At 33.9% G+C, this 19,126-nt stretch carries 14 protein-coding genes, 9 tRNA genes and 1 rRNA gene (1 of these 24 cut by a window edge); all 24 read right to left on the bottom strand.

Features of this window, described 5'->3' with window-relative positions:
* Positions 1 to 202: 202 nt before the first annotated feature.
* Positions 203 to 1,873, bottom strand: coding sequence for a DNA methyltransferase (locus I5818_RS01050; RefSeq protein ID WP_169846991.1), 1,671 nt, complete (start codon positions 1,871 to 1,873; stop codon positions 203 to 205).
* 114 nt (positions 1,874 to 1,987) lie between these two features.
* Positions 1,988 to 3,805: a hypothetical protein gene (locus I5818_RS01045; RefSeq protein ID WP_078111470.1), complete on the bottom strand. Its 1,818-nt coding sequence runs from the start codon at positions 3,803 to 3,805 to the stop codon at positions 1,988 to 1,990.
* Positions 3,806 to 3,826: 21 nt separating this feature from the next.
* Complete coding sequence (locus I5818_RS01040; protein ID WP_209391839.1) at positions 3,827 to 6,250, bottom strand: ATP-binding protein; 2,424 nt, start codon at positions 6,248 to 6,250, stop codon at positions 3,827 to 3,829.
* A gap of 52 nt (positions 6,251 to 6,302) precedes the next feature.
* Positions 6,303 to 6,713, bottom strand: coding sequence for a Tn7-like element transposition protein TnsE (locus tag I5818_RS01035; RefSeq protein ID WP_268876207.1), 411 nt, complete (start codon positions 6,711 to 6,713; stop codon positions 6,303 to 6,305).
* Positions 6,714 to 6,854: 141 nt separating this feature from the next.
* A complete protein-coding gene (locus I5818_RS01030; protein ID WP_078111482.1) occupies positions 6,855 to 7,538 on the bottom strand; it encodes a hypothetical protein in 684 nt (227 codons plus the stop codon).
* Between the two features lie 139 nt (positions 7,539 to 7,677).
* Positions 7,678 to 7,962: a hypothetical protein gene (locus I5818_RS01025; RefSeq protein WP_209391838.1), complete on the bottom strand. Its 285-nt coding sequence runs from the start codon at positions 7,960 to 7,962 to the stop codon at positions 7,678 to 7,680.
* Between the two features lie 554 nt (positions 7,963 to 8,516).
* Positions 8,517 to 10,307: a glutamine--fructose-6-phosphate transaminase (isomerizing) gene (gene glmS, locus I5818_RS01020; protein WP_078110657.1), complete on the bottom strand. Its 1,791-nt coding sequence runs from the start codon at positions 10,305 to 10,307 to the stop codon at positions 8,517 to 8,519.
* Positions 10,308 to 10,757: 450 nt separating this feature from the next.
* Positions 10,758 to 12,110, bottom strand: a complete 1,353-nt coding sequence (gene glmM / locus I5818_RS01015; RefSeq protein ID WP_058004325.1) for a phosphoglucosamine mutase — start codon at positions 12,108 to 12,110, stop codon at positions 10,758 to 10,760.
* A gap of 39 nt (positions 12,111 to 12,149) precedes the next feature.
* Positions 12,150 to 13,388, bottom strand: a complete 1,239-nt coding sequence (locus I5818_RS01010; protein ID WP_078110658.1) for a CdaR family protein — start codon at positions 13,386 to 13,388, stop codon at positions 12,150 to 12,152.
* Positions 13,381 to 14,205, bottom strand: a complete 825-nt coding sequence (cdaA, locus tag I5818_RS01005) for a diadenylate cyclase CdaA (RefSeq protein ID WP_058004309.1) — start codon at positions 14,203 to 14,205, stop codon at positions 13,381 to 13,383. The genes I5818_RS01010 and cdaA overlap by 8 nt, the downstream gene beginning before the upstream one ends.
* Positions 14,206 to 14,382: 177 nt before the next feature.
* Positions 14,383 to 15,009, bottom strand: coding sequence for an anti-sigma factor family protein (locus I5818_RS01000; protein ID WP_078110659.1), 627 nt, complete (start codon positions 15,007 to 15,009; stop codon positions 14,383 to 14,385).
* A 5-nt stretch (positions 15,010 to 15,014) separates the two neighbouring features.
* On the bottom strand, positions 15,015 to 15,578 hold the full coding sequence (sigW, locus tag I5818_RS00995) for an RNA polymerase sigma factor SigW (protein ID WP_058004311.1): 564 nt from the start codon (positions 15,576 to 15,578) through the stop codon (positions 15,015 to 15,017).
* 244 nt (positions 15,579 to 15,822) lie between these two features.
* Positions 15,823 to 16,722 (bottom strand): arginase, encoded by a 900-nt coding sequence (rocF, locus tag I5818_RS00990; protein WP_078110660.1) that lies wholly within the window; start codon positions 16,720 to 16,722, stop codon positions 15,823 to 15,825.
* A 179-nt stretch (positions 16,723 to 16,901) separates the two neighbouring features.
* Positions 16,902 to 17,876 carry a cation diffusion facilitator family transporter gene (locus I5818_RS00985; protein ID WP_078110661.1) on the bottom strand — a complete coding sequence of 325 codons (975 nt, stop codon included), beginning with the start codon at positions 17,874 to 17,876 and terminating at the stop codon, positions 16,902 to 16,904.
* Between the two features lie 400 nt (positions 17,877 to 18,276).
* A tRNA-Ala gene (locus I5818_RS00980) sits at positions 18,277 to 18,349 on the bottom strand.
* Between the two features lie 16 nt (positions 18,350 to 18,365).
* Positions 18,366 to 18,438, bottom strand: a tRNA-Lys gene (locus tag I5818_RS00975).
* Positions 18,439 to 18,463: 25 nt separating this feature from the next.
* Positions 18,464 to 18,538, bottom strand: a tRNA-Gln gene (locus tag I5818_RS00970).
* Positions 18,539 to 18,590: 52 nt separating this feature from the next.
* A tRNA-Tyr gene (locus I5818_RS00965) sits at positions 18,591 to 18,675 on the bottom strand.
* A 14-nt stretch (positions 18,676 to 18,689) separates the two neighbouring features.
* Positions 18,690 to 18,765 (bottom strand) — tRNA-Thr (locus tag I5818_RS00960).
* Between the two features lie 8 nt (positions 18,766 to 18,773).
* Positions 18,774 to 18,849, bottom strand: a tRNA-Val gene (locus tag I5818_RS00955).
* A 20-nt stretch (positions 18,850 to 18,869) separates the two neighbouring features.
* Positions 18,870 to 18,944: transfer RNA gene (locus I5818_RS00950), tRNA-Glu, on the bottom strand.
* 21 nt (positions 18,945 to 18,965) lie between these two features.
* A tRNA-Thr gene (locus I5818_RS00945) sits at positions 18,966 to 19,038 on the bottom strand.
* Between the two features lies 1 nt (position 19,039).
* A tRNA-Asn gene (locus I5818_RS00940) sits at positions 19,040 to 19,114 on the bottom strand.
* Between the two features lie 7 nt (positions 19,115 to 19,121).
* Positions 19,122 to 19,126, bottom strand: a 5S ribosomal RNA gene (gene rrf / locus I5818_RS00935); it runs 112 nt beyond the window's last position.

Below are 19,126 nucleotides of genomic sequence, written 5' to 3'. Positions count from 1 at the left end.
CTGTACAAAAATAATAAAGTCGTTTAATTTTAACGAAATAAATAAACAAAATAAGGTCTTCAAATGAAGACCTTGATAAAAAAGGTTGTTTAAAAATTATTGTTACTGGGTATTCTAATTTCACTCTAAGAATAATATAGTTGTTTAAAAATTAATCATAATAATGCTTCTGTATTTCCTTGGACTCATACCTTTGTTAAAATTATTTTCTTTCCTTCTTTACTATTAAGATATATTCTTCCATCATAGTATCAATTTGTTCGCTACGAGTAATAGTGGATGTAATATGATGGGGCATTCTTTTAAAAGAATATTTTCTTTGTAACGAAGTAACTTCATTATATCCCATACTATTAAACCATTCCTTGAGAATATCTCTCATGTTAACATTTATTTCGCCAAGAACCGTCCTATGACCAACTACCCATACTTGATGACCACCCAATTTTAATTTCTTATCAGTTTCTATCACTACCTTATAAAGATCCAAAAAGAAATTAATTATTTCTGTTACTCGTTTTGGCATTGCATTTATTTTACGTTGAATTGTCTCAGTTATTGAAGGAATAGTTTTCTCTACGACTTTATTGTTTCTATATTTTTTTCGGGGACAAGAATTATAAGAACTGAAAAATCTCGATACTTCCTCTGAAGAAATTATTTTTGCTTGTTGCTTAGAATGTTCTGCCCTACTATTTATTTTTCTTAATGTATTCAACCTTAAACGTTCCCATACTAACTCATAAATTACATTATTATTACTTAAATCTTCTAAAGTCAAAGCATTGTTATTTATTTTTTCTTTTATAAATGATAATTGTAGTTTCGCTTGTTTTAGACGGCTAAGTTCATCATTAATTGTTTTGGTCATTTGTAGTTCCAATTTTTTTAGAGTTTCAGAACTATTTACTACTATTTCTTTGTCCAGGAAGATACCAGATTTTTTTCCTCCTAACAAATACTCATCACAATTATCACTATACACATCTATTTTTAAATATTTTCTTATTAAATCTCCAATCCATTGCAGGGGCAATCTAGAGAACTGTCCATATGCTACAGTTGTTTTAGAATCTCCATAAGGTGGAGAAGTAAATATTAAATCTATACTTTCATCATCAATGTTTAAAAGTTCCTTAGCATTTTGAAGTGTTATTTCTGTTATAGTCTTCTTTTCATAGATTTCATTGGTGTGATTTAACATATCCAGTAACTGATTAACCGTATTAGAAAATATTTCAAATGCATTAGGATTAAATTTTGCAATATCAGATTCTACCATACGATACAACTTAAATTCACCATTTCTAGTCAATGAGCACTTTCTAATGGTGGAACTAAAGGATGTCAATAATATTAATGAATATATTTCCTGATATTTTCTTGATTTTGTTTTCAAAAAATAGTCAAGTCGAGTCTTAATATATGATAATTGTTTAATATTTTCCTTTTTAAACCAATAATCTATATTTTTAAAAGACACACAGGATATTGCATGTGTTTCTTTATATTCCTTTTCTAATAATTCCGTAAAACTATTCAATGAATTGATTACATGTGGTGTATTCTCCATGGTTAAAGTTTTGGTTCTTGATATTAATATCGATAATGGATTCATATCAGATCCATAAAAATCTAACCCCAAGTATTTTGATTCAAGCCCCACAGTTCCACTTCCAACAAATGGGTCTAGTGTTTTTTCAATATTATTATACTTCCTTAAAGTATTAATAATATCATGAACTAAATTAGGCACTAACTTTGCAGGATAAGCATGAATGTTACTGTTATTTGGTAAAAATGAAGCGAAACTATTCTCTCCGGAATAGTTTATATCAATTTCTTCCCAATCTTGTCTAGGTAAAGTTAACAATTTAATCACCTATTAATTCTTTCTATAGAATAAAGCCACATAAAAAATGTGGCTTTCCTTTACTTAATATTAGTATAAATCTTTTAAATTAATAATTCCAGGAGTTTTTAAAAATTACAAGAATGGAATTGATTCTACACCAACTCTCCCAATTTTGTTAGAATAGTTTTGTAAGAGTTTCAATGTAATCCCTGTTTCTAACCTGCCTATTCGTTGTATTTTAAATTCATTTTCATCAATATCAAAATTAATATTATACTTAAGCCCAATCATGAGCTCCAAGTATTGGTTTTTCATTTCACCTAGATTTCGAATTAGCTCTTCATCCTTCATATAATTTTCGGGTAAGGAAATCTCTTCTATCCATTTTTTGATGTTAGTTTTGAAGTATTCCTTAAAATGATATGTTTTAAAATTAGCATAATATTGCCCTTCATTATTTAAATATCCTTTCCCTTGATCATTAACAGTACATATGTCCAGTATTCTGGAATCAATTTGCAAAACTTTATTTAATGGATAGAGCGCTGTAAGATAATTTGTATCATTATTAATTTCATTTATTGGCCAAATTAATTTATTCTCATTATCAGTAATAATCTTCTTCTCCATATCTTCAATGTTACATGATTTAAATAACAAAAGACTCATATTTTCTTCATTTCTTCTAACACCTTCTGAAAACTTGTTTCCAAATCTAATCGGAATATCACAATTAGCAGTAATCAGTATTCCATAGCTTGGGCTTTCATCTCCCAGTACTTCCAATTTAAAAATATCACCCGTACTTATGTCCTCATATGTGTGATTTACTGAATAATCAACCAGACCGTATTCAGAGATATTTCTAAAAACTCCTGTTTCAAACTTTTCCTTTTTTGATTGCTCCTTAAATTTCTTTACTTTCTCCACTTCTTTTAACAAATTAACTATATCATCGTTGGCAATATTTACTATCTCTAAAAGATCACTAATTGACCTACTGTATTCAACATCTGTTTTTTTTCTAATAAATTCATTTTTGTTTAATAAACTCTGCTGAAGCCTTTGGAGAACATTTATTATTGATTCTCCTTCAATTAATGCGTCCTTTAAAAGATATCTAAAATCTTGCTCAGAAAGACTAATTAACTCCATAATAGCATCATTCATAATTTTTGCTTTAATACGTAAGTAGTAATAAAGAGAATTACCAATTGCAGCTTTACTCAGAACCTCATTCAAACCCTTAATCAACTTATCTTCTTCTTTTTCTTTAGAAATCGCCCACAATTGATGTGCCATGAGATACTTCTCCAGCTCATTCACTTTAATTTTATCAGTCTGTATAGTATCTTCTATATACTTAGTTTTTGACTGGTGATTTTCATAGTGCATCAATTTCTCATTAGAATACACTATCGCTATATCCAACTCTTCATCTCTAAATTTATTTATTTCAACTAGAGTCTCTAAAATAACATCGTTACTTTCCCCAATATGTTCCATGTTCATATCTAGTAAAAATAAAATCCGACCATTCGTACCTTTAATATCCTCTACACTTAGTTTATTGGCAAACTTTTTAAAAGCTATTCCCTCTTGCTCCAATTTCTTAAACAGGTTATCTAATACTTTTAATTCAGTTAGATCTCTTTCTTTGGATATAAACTCATCTATTATGGTCTTAATACTCTCAAGTTCAGTGATACTTGAAGTTAACAATTCATTTACAGTCATAATATTATGCTCAAGTAATAACTCTTCTAATTCTGTATCTATCTCTTCTCCTATATCATTCAGAAACTCTGTAATCTCTTTTTCATTAAAAGATGCTTTCCTTTCCTTCTGTTCCCACTCTTCATCGAAAGAAAACACATTCTTAATACCTATTGTTTTTATTGTTCGTATGAGGTTATCTAATTCAGTATCAGCACTTACTACACTATTCATATATTCTATCTCCTCAAAAATTTAAAATGTTATTATAAATTTATAGTAGTTACCTTCTTTATTCTTATTGACCCTATCCAATGTTATCTCACCTTTTAACGATTTCACCAATTCTTTACAAATATATAAACCTAATCCCCTTCCTTCAGGCTTTAAGCTTTCATAAGGTTCAAAAAGTCTATTTTCTATTTCCTTATTTATTCCAATGCCCGAATCATAAAATATTATTTTATTCTCTATAGAATCCAGATCAAATGTAATAATTTTTGTATTTGCATTGTAATTACTAAGCCAATATAAAGAATTAAGGAATAAATTATCAAATATTGTAATTAAGACACCCTTATTACCCATTATTCTAAAATTATTGCCAATCACTTTCACCTCTATATTCAATTCTTGTGCTTTTCTGGCCATTATACCTTTTTCAACATATAAATCAGAAAATAAGTTGTATAAATCAATCTCTTGAAGTACTACTCTATTTTTTCGATATGTCGGCTCAAGATGTGACAACTGTTGATTTAAAAAGAGGATTTCATGCAAAATACTATCCTGTCTATCTACTACACCCTTTATTTGAGGATAATCCTTAACAATCCTAGACAGAATCTGTTTACTCTCTTTAGCATGCATTTTAATATTTTTTTCAATTCTATGAAGTTCGTGAGTTAATGATTCAACTATAATACCTTGCCCTGCTAAACCTGCTAAAGTTTTTAGATTAGCTATTTTTTGCTCATACTCGAAATACTTTTGCTGTTTCGCTTTTTCCTCATCTAGATCAATATTCTTAAGTTTAGTTAAATTATCAATAATTGTCTTTACTTCATTCTTAACCTCTGATTTATTAGAAATTACATTAATTTGTTTATCGACTAGTCTTAAAATTTTCTCTCTTTCAACTGAGTTATTTCTTTTTCTTGTAAATGTGACATTCCCATCATAAGTTGAAATTTCATTACTATTTTCATCAAAGGATTGAATACTAATTCTTTTCTTTAACTCCGTATCCTTTTGGAATAATATTTCAGCAATTGTTTCTCTCATTAACATTAAGAAATTTGAACCATATTCATCTTCAATAATTCCTTGCCTATTAGTTTGTTCCTTTATGTTCTCTGTGGTTAGACTATCTAATTCTACATATCCTGAAACTGTATGTTCTTTATAAGCATTTGCTTTTTCCCTCTGGGATCTTTTAGTAAATGCCAACCAGTCAATTCTAGGTCCATATGGAAGAATTCTAAATTCATTCCTAAAAATATAGACACCAACAGCAGCATTCCATATTGACTTTACCTCATTATGAGAAGAAAAAACTTTACCTGCATCACTTAAAATCTTCAATGACTCTTTTATTGCGCCCGCAGATTGATCCAGTACATAAAATTGACCATTAAAATCTCCTGGATTTGCTTGATTGAAATTTTTATCAATACGTATATTCTGAAAAACAATTTCCTTTAAATAAGGGAAATCTTTTTTATATTGCTCATTTTCAAGGTCTATAATTATCTCTTCGAAATAGTCTTTGTACTCACTTTTGACAACAGGAGGATCAAATCCATTCTTTTCCATACTCAAAATTAATTTATCTAGTATACGATCAAAGTATTTCTTTTTATATAATATTTCAATTTTCAAATTCCAATCACTAAATTTAAATCGTACATTAATATCACTAGAAATATTTAAAACATCTTCATCTATCAAATGATTTGATATAGTTCTTCCATCAATATTAATTTTTATAAGAAATCTTTGCTTGTTTTTTTGAGAAAACGGACTAACCATCCCGAATATTTCAGTCTTTATCCTACTCTCTGTCTTCTTATCAAAGTTCCAGAAATCTAAATTTCTAATACCTTCGACAATTAATTTAGTACCCTTTTTACAGTTATTATCGAATTCATAAAAACATGTAGCCTGCACATCTGATATATCTTTATCATCATCCTTAAACTGGTTTGTCCAATCTAGTTTAAGAGTATATCTATTATATCTGTGGTAAAACTCTTTATCTTCCTTTGAAGCAATTTTTTCTAAACGTTCCATTCTTGGAGAAGTTTCTACCGTGATATGTTCACCTAATCTTTGTATTGATAACCTACCTAATCCTTTTTCACCTAATGCTCTTCTATTAAAGTATGGCGAAAATTTCTCTATTTTTTTAAAATTTGTAGATATCCTCAAAAAAGCGTTAGTAAGTATTTTTTGAGTCATTCCATTCCCATTATCCTCTATAGTTATTCTTCCAATTCCATTGGGCGTGACAACTTTAGTATCGATTTCAATTTTCACATATGTACTATCCGCATCATAAGCATTCTTTATTAACTCTGCTAATGCCACAAACTCATCTGAAATCAATTCTTCACCTAATTGATAAATAACTCTTGCTGCTGCTGATAAATTTATATCTTCATTTAAAGAAGTTTGCACAATATCCCCTCCTCTATTAGTTATTCATCTAAACCAATTCTATATCTAAAATTTACAAACATTTATACATCCGTTTCGCGCATATTTCATGAGTCTGTTTTAAGTGTTTTAACTTAATGTGAGAAAATTCTCCCATGAAATCTTTCTTCCACCTACCACTAGCATTTACTATATTATTCAAGAGTGTTCTGATCATTTTCTCATCTTTTTCTTGACTACCTAAAGAAGGAACAATCAATGTTGAAAGTGAATAATTATCTGGTGCTGCTGCTTCGATATAATTTATTTTACCATTATTGTTAATTTTAACAATAAGTGCTGCTCTTCTCATTCCGTTTGGGAGAAATGAGAAACTCCTATTAAATGGTAGAAATACTATATTCATTGAAATACTTAGATTCAAAAAGTGATTGGAAAGAACCTTAATCATTTGAATAAAACTTTCAAACTTGTAACCTGCAATCGTCTTTACTATTTCTATTGATTTGAATTCTAAAGGAGTTATGTTTCAACCAAATAATGACTCGTCTACCCCAACAACTTGTTGTTCTATTCCTCCACCACGACCCAAATTAGAAATATATTCGTCACCCCGATTCATTTTTTACACTTGTTTTGGTATTCTAGTTACGACTGTTGAGTGACGGAATGCAATCTGTATTGGATCTAAATCCATGGCTGGTTGATTTGTATCTTCTCTAGAGCGCTCTCCGTCTTTTTCATTTAATATGTAATCTTCTTGTTTCTCTTGATTAGATAACCTTTTCTTTTTGGTTTTTTCAGTATAAATATACTTTTTGATTGAATTGTGCATATATTGAAGTTCGTAAAATGGGGGAGTAATATTATCTATCCCTAATATTTCTAGCACTAAAAACTCCTCGTCTTTATATATTCCTATTGCTGAAATTTGGGTCTGATCTGTTAACGGAGGATTTATCTCTAGAGGTATCCCAAAAGGGGCCCCTCTTTTCAATCCATATGAATACGCATTACTTTGAATAGATTTAAATGATTTCTTAATTTTGTCATTGAAGTAAGGCCAACTACAATATCTCGCAAAATCTTCATTCATAATACTCCCTGGAATTTCGTCAGCAAAATCAATATATAACGTATGACCATTATTAAAAAAATCGGATTGATTAACTAGAAACTCGAGACCATTTGGTCGTAAAAGAGCATTAGCTAAAGTTTTGTTTGGAGCAAATACTCCTCTCATAATCTCTGTATGTTGAATATGAAAAGTCTTTTGATTTGCCGTATACGACAATATTTTTTGATTCATTAACTCTGGGCTTTTATATAAAAAGACATTAAATTTTCTACATATATCAATCGCTTTTTTGGTTGATCCCTGAGATAAATCCTTAATCGAAAAATTTGTATATGTTCCTTCCTTTTGTGTATATAGGGGTAAACCATCTTTATAAGGAACCCCAATTTTCCTTAACCAACTCGTATATTCCTTGGGGTGTTAGCCCATATATTTCTTTTAATTCGGAATCTGTTAATAAATCATCTTCAACAATACTGTGAAGAATGTCTACTTTTCGCAAAGTTGATTGATGTAGCTTTACAAACTCTTTATCTTCAAAAGAACGTGCTTCTTCTTCACCTGATAAAAAATCTCTTTTAGTTATATTATTTTTATAAATAAGCTTTTCAAAGCGTGGATAACCCTTTATGTAATTTCCATATATATCAACCATTTTTCTTGCTAAATCAAATTTATTACTATCATGGATATCAGCCGGTGTACCCCCAAGAACACTATACCTATAGGTATTGCTTCAAATCCATAATTAATATCTCTCATATTCCAATGAATCCTATTATAATTGTTGTGTTTACTCACAAATAAAAAGAATTCATCTAGCATCTCTTTCTCCAAATCATCATAATAATCCTCAATTTTATTTAACATGTTCTTTTTTTTAGCTATTTTATGAATGGAAAAAGAAACAGTTTGTCCAGATATATAATATCTAACATCAATTGAAGTTATTTTCAGTGTCCTTCCATCTTTTATATTGTAAAAACTTTCACAAGAATAGTGGATAATCAGTAAATTTGAATCCCTTTATACAAGCTCAAATAATTCATGCTTAGCATCTTTTCTTTTCTTAATTTTGTTTTTTACGTTGGCCATTGTTTTCCCTCACAAAAAAACACACCAAAGAGGTGTCATCATGATATCCCAAAGGTGTGTTTTTAAAACGACTGTATTATTTTTCCACATAAACCTAATAAACAATTCTTTTCCTTATTCCACCGTCACACTCTTCGCTAAGTTACGTGGTTTATCCACATCACAATCACGATGTAATGCCGCATAATATGCAAGTAGCTGTAACGGTACCACAGAGACAAGAGGTGTTAATAATTCATGTACTTCTGGAACAACGAAGCGGTCTTCGTCAGTTTCAAAACCTTTCATGGAGATAATGCAAGGGTTGGCTCCACGAGCGACAACTTCTTTTACATTTCCACGAATGCTCCAGTTGACATTTTCTTGTGTTGCTAATGCGATGATTGGTGTTCCATCTTCGATTAAGGCAATCGTGCCGTGTTTTAATTCACCGCCAGCAAATCCTTCAGCTTGAATATAGGAAATTTCCTTCAACTTCAGAGCTCCTTCAAGACATACGTAATAGTCAAGGGCACGCCCGATGAAGAAAGCATTGCGTGTAAGTGTGAAGTATTCATAGGCCATCTTTTCAAATTCTTCCTTCGAATCACAAAGAACTTCCATCGCATTTGCCACGATACCAAGTTCATGAACAAGATCAAGATCACCTTTATTGCCTGTTACGCTTGCTAGAATAGCTAGTACAGCAATTTGAGCAGTGTACGCCTTCGTTGAAGCAACAGCAATTTCAGGACCTGCATGTAATAATAATGTATAATCTGCTTCACGGGATAATGTTGATCCAGGAACATTTGTAATAGTTATTGCTTTATAGCCTAGCTCTTTCACCTTCACGAGTACTGCACGACTATCTGCTGTTTCTCCACTTTGAGAGATGAAGATAAATAATGGCTTATTCGATAATAATGGCATATTATAGCCCATTTCACTAGCAACATGGACCTCTACTGGAACCTCAGCAAGCTTTTCAATCATTTGCTTTCCAACAAGACCAGCATGATAGCTTGTGCCACAAGCAACGATATAGATTCGATCAGCTTCATTCATCGCTTGAATGATATCAGAATCAATTGTTAAATCACCATTAATATCTTGGTAAGCTTGAATGATTTTTCTCATCACAAGTGGTTGTTCATCAATTTCCTTCAACATATAGTGAGGATATGTTCCTTTTTCGATATCACTCGCATCTATTAATGCTTTATAAGGTTCTCTTGAAATCTTTTCCCCTTGGAGATTTTCGATGATGATTTCATTCTTTGTTACAATTACCATTTCTTTATCCATTAGCTCAATGAATTGATCAGTTACTTGAATCATTGCCATTGCATCACTTGCAATGACATTAAATTCTTCACCTACTCCAACAAGTAGTGGGCTTTTATTTTTTGCAACGAAAATCGTATCATCATTTTCAGCATCTAGTAATGCAAGAGCATAAGATCCATGTAGAAGTGTTAATGTTTTACGAAACGCTTCTTTAGTATTTGATCCCTCTGAAACAAATTTCTCTACAAGCTGAACAATAATTTCAGTATCTGTTTCACTTTTTAAAGTGACACCCTGTAAGTATTCTTGTTGTAATAAGGAATAGTTTTCGATAACCCCATTATGAACAAGTGTAAATCGACCGGATGCACTTTGATGTGGATGGGCATTTTCCTTGCTTGGCACCCCATGAGTTGCCCAACGAGTATGACCAATTCCAATAGTAGCTAACATTTCGTTATTAACAACTTCTCGAAGATCAGCAATACGTCCTTTTTCTTTATAAACATGAACACCTTGATCATTTTTCACAGCAATACCTGCTGAATCATATCCTCTATATTCAAGCTTCTCTAACCCTTTTAATAAAAGCTCTTTCGCATCTTGATTTCCAATATATCCTACAATACCGCACATTTGTATTCTTCCTCCCTAATAAAGGGGGCAAGATACCAGGAGGCACACTTGCCCCCTTATCTCTGTTTTTTATTTAATGTCATTTTTGTGCGTTTTTACAGACCAAGCCTAGATTCACATTTCTTTTTCCTTTGTCCACCGAGTCACCTCAAGTGATTTGAGAAAAAGATCTCGACTATGTGGGAGTCGGGAGGTATCCGCCGAAACTTCGATAAACCTCCACCTCGTCAACTAAACAATTTTATCCGCTCGTTGTTTAGTTCTGGCGCTTTGTGTTGCTTACTTCATTAAAATTCTACTACAATCCTCCTTTTTTCAAATTGGCAATTAAAAACAAGATAATCATATACTACTTTATTTATTTGGTCAACCAAAAGATTCTTTAGAATCTCATAACATAAAAATATGCATAAGGGCTCTATTTCGTTCCCCTTATGCATATAATTCCACTTATTCCTCTGGTAAGCCCATTTCCGCTTTGACTACTTCAGCAATTTTATTCACATAACTTTCACATGCTTCCACTGTTGACGCTTCAGCCATTACTCGAACAAGTGGCTCTGTTCCAGATGGACGTACTAGAATCCGTCCGTCTCCAGCCATCTCACCTTCCACTTGTTTAATAATTTCTTTTACTTTTTCGTTTTCAGTTACATGATGTTTATCACTGACACGGATATTTACAAGCTTCTGAGGGTATTTTTTCATTTCGCCTGCTAACTCGGACAATTTTTTATTTGTTGCTTTCATGATATTTACTAACTGTAGACCCGTAAGTAACCCATCACCCGTTGTATTGTAATCTAAGAAAATAATATGACCAGACTGTTCCCCACCAAGGTTATAGCCGCCATTTTTCATCTCTTCAACAACATATCGGTCACCTACAGCTGTTTGAACACTCTTTATTCCTAATTCTTCTAAACCTTTATGGAAACCAAGATTACTCATTACTGTTGAGACAACCGTCCCTTGTTTAAGACGAGCTTCACCTTTTAAATACTTCGCACAAATAAACATGATTTGATCGCCATCAACGATTTCACCATTTTCATCGATTGCAATAATTCGATCTCCATCTCCATCAAATGCGAGCCCTACATCTGCTTCTTTTTCTTTCACAAACGCAGCCAAGCTTTCTGGATGGGTTGAACCGACACCGTCATTAATATTTAATCCATCCGGTGATGCACCCATTGTCGAAACATCTGCATCTAAATCAGCAAATAAATGAGTCGCTAAAGAAGAAGTCGCCCCATTTGCACAGTCAAGAGCAATGTGGATATCTGTAAATTCTTCATCAACGGTTTGTTTTAGAAATTGAAGATATTTTTGACCACCTTCAAAATAATCATTCACTACCCCAAGATCGCCACCAACAGGTCTTGGCAAATGATCAACGGATTGATCCAATAATTCTTCAATCTCAGCTTCTTGCTCATCTGAAAGCTTATATCCGTCTGAACCAAAAAATTTAATGCCATTATCAGCAACTGGGTTATGAGAAGCAGAGATCATAACTCCCGCTTGGGCTCCTAAAGCTTTTGTTAAATAAGCTACCCCAGGGGTAGAAATTACACCTAATCGCATCACTTCAGCTCCAGTAGATAATAACCCTGCAACTAAAGCGCCTTCTAGCATATGTCCTGAAATGCGTGTATCTCGACCAATGATCACCTTGGGTCTATCTGTATTTTTCGTTAAGACATATCCACCACAGCGACCTAGTTTAAAGGCTAATTCAGGTGTTAATTCCGTATTAGCTATTCCTCTAACTCCATCTGTACCAAAATATTTACCCATTCGAATACTCGCTCCTTCTACTAATACTATACTTTGCAATTAAATATTTTCGTCTTCCTTCTCTGTTAAGCGAATTTTCACTGTTTTATTCGACAGCTCCCATGACACATCATTTGGTCCTTCAACCTTTAAATTAACATCATGATCGCCTGGGGCTAGACCTGACAAATCCATCAATATATTAAAGTCGTTTGCACTGATAGCCTTTAACGAATTGCTCGTGCCCATTACTGTCAAATCCACCATTCCATTGGCAGGTGATAAAAATTGCATTGTATAGTTTTCATTCATTCCTGTACTACTTACCTGGATATCGCGTATCGTTTTTTCTTCTTCTTTATCACTAATATTTAACTTGACCCTGACGACTTCTGGTTCAATTTTGTTTACACCTTTAGGCACTTTTAAATGAACATCAAATTCAGTGTCCTTATCATATTTACTTATATCTACATCAACACTTAACGCCTTGATATCTTTTAATACATCATTACGTCCATAAATCTTGATGCTTTTTGGCTCTGTCGTGATGCTGTTAATCACTACACCATCTTTTTCATCACCAATGGGGTTCACTGTAATTGGGACGGTTTTACTCGGATTCTTTACTGGAATCGTCACTTCTACAGTATCTTGATCAACCTCTACATCCAGCTTATTCAAAGACTTGTCTAAAACTTGAACCTTAGCATTTCGTGTGATTGTTTGGTTAATTTCCTTCTTCGCATCAATCGTTGCTTTAACATATGTTATTTGATCAATCACATTTTTGGCACCAGTAATCTTTACTACTTTTGGATCAACAATAGGACTTTCAGACTCAAAACCACTAGCTAAAAGATTCGTATTAAATTCTGCATCTACTTTAAATTCTTTTGTTACTTTCTCCTGGACATCAACGGTTGCATAGGCAGGTGAAATTTTAGCGGTTAACTTATCCGATAAATCCTTATATTTAAGCTTCACTCGTTGCTTTCCAATCTCAGCATTACTCAAATCAATATAAACCGTGAAATCCTTAAGATTTTTTGTTGTTTTTACTAAACTTTTTGGTCCATCTATCGTTACATCAACCGTTTCTGGTGCACCAGTGACAACAAAATTTTGTTGATCATAGATAAGTTCGACCGGCATGTTTTCAACAACGTCATTTTCTACCTTTTGTTTCACATCTTTATTCTTATCATTATTTTCAATACTCACCGATACATAAAGAAGCAAGGCGAGGAATAAAGCAACAATTCTAATAAACCATTTATTATCCATAAATTTATCCACGCTTCTTCACCCTCCAATTCCATATTGATGAGGAAGCTTGCTTATTCATAGAAACCATAAATTCTTTTTGAAGAAGTTCCTTGAACTGTTCAATCTTTAAATCACGGTGTAGTTCACTATTTTTTGTTAATGAGATCGCACCTGTTTCTTCAGATACCACAATGGTTAAACTATCTGTTACTTCACTTATTCCTATTGCAGCACGATGCCTTGTTCCCAACTCTTTCGAAATAAAGGGACTTTCCGATAGAGGAAGATAACAAGCCGCAGCTGCCACTTGATTCTTTTGTAAAATCACTGCCCCGTCATGTAAAGGTGTATTAGGGATAAAAATATTAATCAGTAATTCTGAAGAAATCGCAGAATTCAATGGAATGCCCGTTTCTATGTAATCACCTAATCCCGTTTCTCTTTCTATGGATATTAAAGCACCTATTCGGCGTTTAGCCATATAACTTGTGGCAGTCACAATTGCATCAATAATTCTTGATTGCTCTTCTTCTTCCTGCATTGTTCCCCTTGAAAATAACTTTCCTCTACCTAATTGCTCTAGTGCACGCCTTATTTCTGGCTGGAAGATAATGATCAGGGCAAGAAATCCCCAATCAAGGGTCTGCGCCATAATCCAATCTAGTGTCGTTAAACCCAAAAAATTACTTAAATTACGTACAATCAGAATAACAATGATCCCTTTTAATACTTGTACTGCCTTTGTACCACGGATCACCATTAAAAGTTTATATATGACATACCATACTAGGAGTATATCGACAATATTTGCAATATAATCGAAAAAATTGAAGTCTGCAAACGGCATGTTCCATCCTCCATTAGTTTTATATCCATCAAGAGCCGTTAAAAAATTTCCTATTTAAACCTCTACATTATACCACATATTTGTATTCAAAAAAAATTACTTGAGGAACATCTTATTCCCTATTAATAGTAAAAAAGGGCCCTTTATCCAAGGTCACCCTCTCTTTTTGGAAAAATTTCAGTTAAATAAACTGATAACTTCCTTGCCACCATTTTTTATTTGATACCATAACCAATCAAACATTTCATTTATTTCTTTAATATCTCCAGTTACATTTCCGGCTGATGCCATATATTGATCCCCATTAATAACCGTTACATCCCCTTCAACCTTTCCCTCTATTCTTAAATCTCCATTTTTTACAATGAGATCACCTTTAATCGTTTCCCCCTTTGGGACGATGACTGTGTGGTTTTCAACTTGTAAATTAGGTTGCTTTGTAAAAGAGAATTCCTGATTATTATTCCAAAAGGAGAATATACTACCACCCATTAAAATAATAAATAACGATGCCGCAGCCAAGAATGGATGACGGGAGAACCATCTTTTGACTTCGACTTTCCGCTTTTCTTTTGGCAATCTTGCCATTACCTTTGATGCAAAGTCATTTGGTGCAGTGATTATTGAGGTACTCTTTATTAATGCACTTGTCTTTTTTAATTCATGGAAGTGTTTTGCACAGTCTTGGCATGATTGAAGATGTTTCTTCAGAATTGCTTCATGCTCTGTGGATATATCTCCATCCATATATTCATGCATATAGAGAATCATTTCTTCAGAACAAGTATTCAATTTCGTTCTCATCCTCTCTATAAATTTCGAAGTTGCTTTCTCAAAGCTTCACGTCCTCTATGAATTCGTGTTTTCACCGTTCCTAGAGGTAGATCTAGCATTTCACTAATTTCAATTAATGAAAGCTCTTCAAGATATTTTAATACAATAACCGTTCGATACTTCTCAGGAAGAGAAAGAATAGCTAGCTGTATCGTTTCTTGCAACTCAAAATCCTCAACTTCTATATCTGGTGTTTTTCCCGCTGCCGCTACTTGGGAATACAAGGTTAAGCCATCTGTACCTGCAACCTCAGCATCAAGATAATAATCAGGCTTTTTCTTTCTTAACCGATCAATACATAGATTTGTTGCAATCCGATATAACCAGGTTGAAAATTTCCTCTCCTCTTTAAAGCTGTGAATATTGATATAGGCGCGAATGAAGGCTTCTTGTGCAATATCCTCTGCTTCATGTAAGTTGCCTAACATCCGGTAGCATATTTGAAATACTTTGTCCTTATATATCTCTACGATTTCCTCGTATGCATTTTGGTCGCCTTTTAACACTTGTTTTATTCTTTTTTTAACTAATAATTCCATTCCAATACCCCCGCCCCAGCGGCTATACATTGTTACGAATGAATAGCTAAAAGGTTTCAAAAAAAAATATTTTTATTTTTATTTTATCAAATATCTACCTATGGATGTTTGTTTTTTAACAAAAATGGATAAATAAAAACAAATCTGTAATTATTCTGGTTATAATAATTGATAACGAGATATTATCTCCTTTTAATGATTAAAACAAAATACAGTAGTTAAAACAACTACTGTATTTGCATGATTATAATAATTTTTCTCCAAACAATGAACCCATTAAGGCGACTGCAACCATCGCTGTGCGATTCCTTTCATCCAGTATCGGATTTACTTCAACAAATTCTGCAGATGTGATCATACCTGATTCTGCTAACATCTCCATTGCTAAATGGCTTTCCCGATAACTAATTCCCCCTAAAACAGGTGTCCCCACACCAGGACAATCACTAGGGTCTAATGCATCTAAGTCAAGAGATAAATGAACACCATCTGTTTTATCCTTTAGATAACTAATTGTCTCCTCCATCACTTTTGTCATACCTAAACGGTCAATTTCGTGCATAGTATATACTTTAATTCCTTTATCTTTAATCAGTTCCTTTTCCCCTTCATCCAGGTCTCTTGCACCGATAATGACAATATTTTCGTGCTTTACTTTCGGACTATATCCCCCTATTTCTGTTAAAGTTGGATGTCCATGCCCAAGACTTGCCGCCAATGGCATTCCATGTATATTCCCCGAAGGTGACGTATCAGCAATATTTAAATCCCCATGAGCATCATACCAAATAACTCCTAGATTACTATAATGCTTTGAAACACCTGCTAACGTCCCAATAGCAATACTATGATCACCACCAAAGACTAATGGGAAATCTCCCTCTTTTACTATTTCATTGACCTTTGATTCAAGGATTGCATTTGCATCCGCAACCGCTTTCAAATTTTTCATATTTGTTTCTGGATCTTGTAGTCGTTCAGCTGCACCGATCTCTATATCACCATGATCAGCTACCTCATAACCTAGCCTTTCTAAACGTTCAATTACATCAGCATAGCGAATCGCACTAGGTCCCATATTGACTCCTCTACGTGCTTGACCTAAATCCATTGGAACACCAAGAATAGATATTTTTTTTGTCATTATTATTTCTCCTCTCTCAAACCCTTCTACTTCTATTTTAATACGTCATAATCTTCTGACTCAACTCAACAATTTTTTGTATATATATGCAATTTGAAAGAGAAGGTATTTTTAGAAAAGGGGGAAATCTAACCTACAAATAAAATAAGCTGCCTAAATAAATTAGGCAGCTTTTGCTATTACTTGGTTTCTTCTTTATTATCTTCTTCCCACTTAGAAACTCCATCATCCTCATCGAATTCAATAATCACATCGGCTACACCCTTCTCGGCCATGATTCTCTCTTCTAAGCGGTCTTTGATATCATCAGCTTCTGCTACTGTTAAAGTTGGATCAACTTCAATTTCAAGTTCAACGTGGAGGTCCTCTCCCTCTTTAACGACTGTGATATCTTGTATATCTTTAACGCCAGGGTCTTGCATTACTAAGTTGCCAATTTTCTCTTCCATTTCTTCGTCTGCTTCCCCTAAAGCCCCTGCAGCATTATCTAAGAATACCTTTCCAACAACAAAAAACATCATAATCCCGATTAATACAGATGCGATTCCTTCTGCTTGGTGGAATGCAGTAAAATGGGATATTGTAACCGCAACAACTGCTAGTAGCCCACCTAATGTGGCCACTGTATCCTCCATAAAGACTAATTTCGTAGCAGGCTTTGCTTTTCCTAAATGCTTAAAGCTTTTAAAAAAAATGCTTGGACCCTTTGCTTCTTCTCCAGCATCATGAAGGATCTCTCGCATTGCCTTAAATAAGACAAACCCTTCAAGGATAACAGCTGCTCCAAGAACTAGAACATTAATTAGAAACCCTTCAGAAGCTGTTGGCTTTACTATATGATGAAAGCCTTCCTTAATCGTTTCATAAGACATAATCCCAACAATTAATACTGCCCCTAGTAATACTAAATTAACAAGCCGTCCAAAACCATTTGGAAATCGATCGGTCGGAGCCTTTTTACTTAGTGCGGATCCAATAAAGACAAAAAATTGATTGGCAGCATCTCCTAAGCTATGCATAGTTTCAGCAAACATAGCCACATTTCCAGTAAAGAAAAATGCAATTCCCTTTATAATTGAAATAACTGCATTCACAATAGCAGCGAGCATGGCTGATTTATTCCCATGCTTTAATAGCCTTAATACCTCTAACATATATCTACCTCAACTTTCCAAAGACTTTCAAATAAGTATGTATGAATAATTCTTTTTGATAAGGAGAATCGTTTCATCATTAGTCCAGAAATTATTGTTTTTATTATACACAAAGATGTTTAATTACAACTACTATTTTCAGTTACATTTTTTTCATAATTAAACTCCTTTATTGTAAAATAAGCCTCTTTTCTCAAACAATGTTGCTATTTAAGTAAAGTTTAACTATTAACTATCGGATGAAGTCCACTACTCCTTTCCATTTCACTGAGAAAAGTGCCGCAAACCCCATAAGCATCCCTGACCTTTATTAGGTGCAAAAGGTGGCAGTAGGGCTTTTACGAAAACAGCCTAAAACAAAAAAAAGACTTTAAACCTATAAGTTTAAAGTCTTTTTTTATGGAGCCTAGCGGGATCGAACCGCTGACCTCCTGCGTGCAAAGCAGGCGCTCTCCCAGCTGAGCTAAGGCCCCATAAATAATAAATGAATGAGCCATGAAGGACTCGAACCTTCGACCCTCTGATTAAAAGTCAGATGCTCTACCAACTGAGCTAATGGCTCTTAATAAATTCAATTAATTAAAAAATGGCTGGGCTAGCTGGATTCGAACCAACGAGTGACGGAGTCAAAGTCCGTTGCCTTACCACTTGGCTATAGCCCATTAATAGAAAAAGGACACTATTAGTATGTCCACTTTTTAAAAATTATTCAAATGGTGGAGGGGGACGGATTCGAACCGCCGAACCCTGAGGGAGCGGATTTACAGTCCGCCGCGTTTAGCCACTTCGCTACCCCTCCATATAAAAACCAAATGGTGCCGGCCAGAGGACTTGAACCCCCAACCTACTGATTACAAGTCAGTTGCTCTACCAATTGAGCTAGGCCGGCATAATAAATGGTGGAGGATGACGGGATCGAACCGCCGACCCCCTGCTTGTAAGGCAGGTGCTCTCCCAGCTGAGCTAATCCTCCAATATGTATTATTCATTTAATGGTGACCCGTACGGGATTCGAACCCGTGTTACCGCCGTGAAAGGGCGGTGTCTTAACCGCTTGACCAACGGGCCAATTTATGTATGTTATAGGTAAGCTTCCAACCGGGCTCGAACCGGTGACCTCTTCCTTACCATGGAAGTGCTCTACCTGCTGAGCTATGGAAGCATGGCTCCGCAGGTAGGATTCGAACCTACGACCGATCGGTTAACAGCCGATAGCTCTACCACTGAGCTACTGCGGAATATGTAACCCG

The sequence above is a fragment of the Heyndrickxia oleronia genome (genome assembly GCF_017809215.1).
In the GTDB taxonomy this organism is placed as follows: Bacteria; Bacillota; Bacilli; order Bacillales; family Bacillaceae_C; genus Heyndrickxia; species Heyndrickxia oleronia.
The sequence above is the reverse complement of the archived record's forward strand: the minus strand, read 5'-3'. Positions and strand labels throughout refer to the sequence as shown.

Excerpts from the sequence above, each read along its gene's own strand:
- rocF (WP_078110660.1), bottom strand. The coding sequence starts at position 16,722 with ATGACAAAAAAAATATCTATTCTTGGTGTTCCAATGGATTTAGGTCAA.
- I5818_RS01025 (WP_209391838.1), bottom strand. The coding sequence starts at position 7,962 with ATGGTTGATATATATGGAAATTACATAAAGGGTTATCCACGCTTTGAA.
- I5818_RS01030 (WP_078111482.1), bottom strand. The coding sequence starts at position 7,538 with ATGAATCAAAAAATATTGTCGTATACGGCAAATCAAAAGACTTTTCAT.
- sigW (WP_058004311.1), bottom strand. The coding sequence starts at position 15,578 with ATGGAATTATTAGTTAAAAAAAGAATAAAACAAGTGTTAAAAGGCGAC.
- I5818_RS01045 (WP_078111470.1), bottom strand. The coding sequence starts at position 3,805 with ATGAATAGTGTAGTAAGTGCTGATACTGAATTAGATAACCTCATACGA.
- glmS (WP_078110657.1), bottom strand. The coding sequence starts at position 10,307 with ATGTGCGGTATTGTAGGATATATTGGAAATCAAGATGCGAAAGAGCTT.
- cdaA (WP_058004309.1), bottom strand. The coding sequence starts at position 14,205 with ATGCCGTTTGCAGACTTCAATTTTTTCGATTATATTGCAAATATTGTC.
- glmM (WP_058004325.1), bottom strand. The coding sequence starts at position 12,110 with ATGGGTAAATATTTTGGTACAGATGGAGTTAGAGGAATAGCTAATACG.
- I5818_RS00985 (WP_078110661.1), bottom strand. The coding sequence starts at position 17,876 with ATGTTAGAGGTATTAAGGCTATTAAAGCATGGGAATAAATCAGCCATG.
- I5818_RS01000 (WP_078110659.1), bottom strand. The coding sequence starts at position 15,009 with ATGAGAACGAAATTGAATACTTGTTCTGAAGAAATGATTCTCTATATG.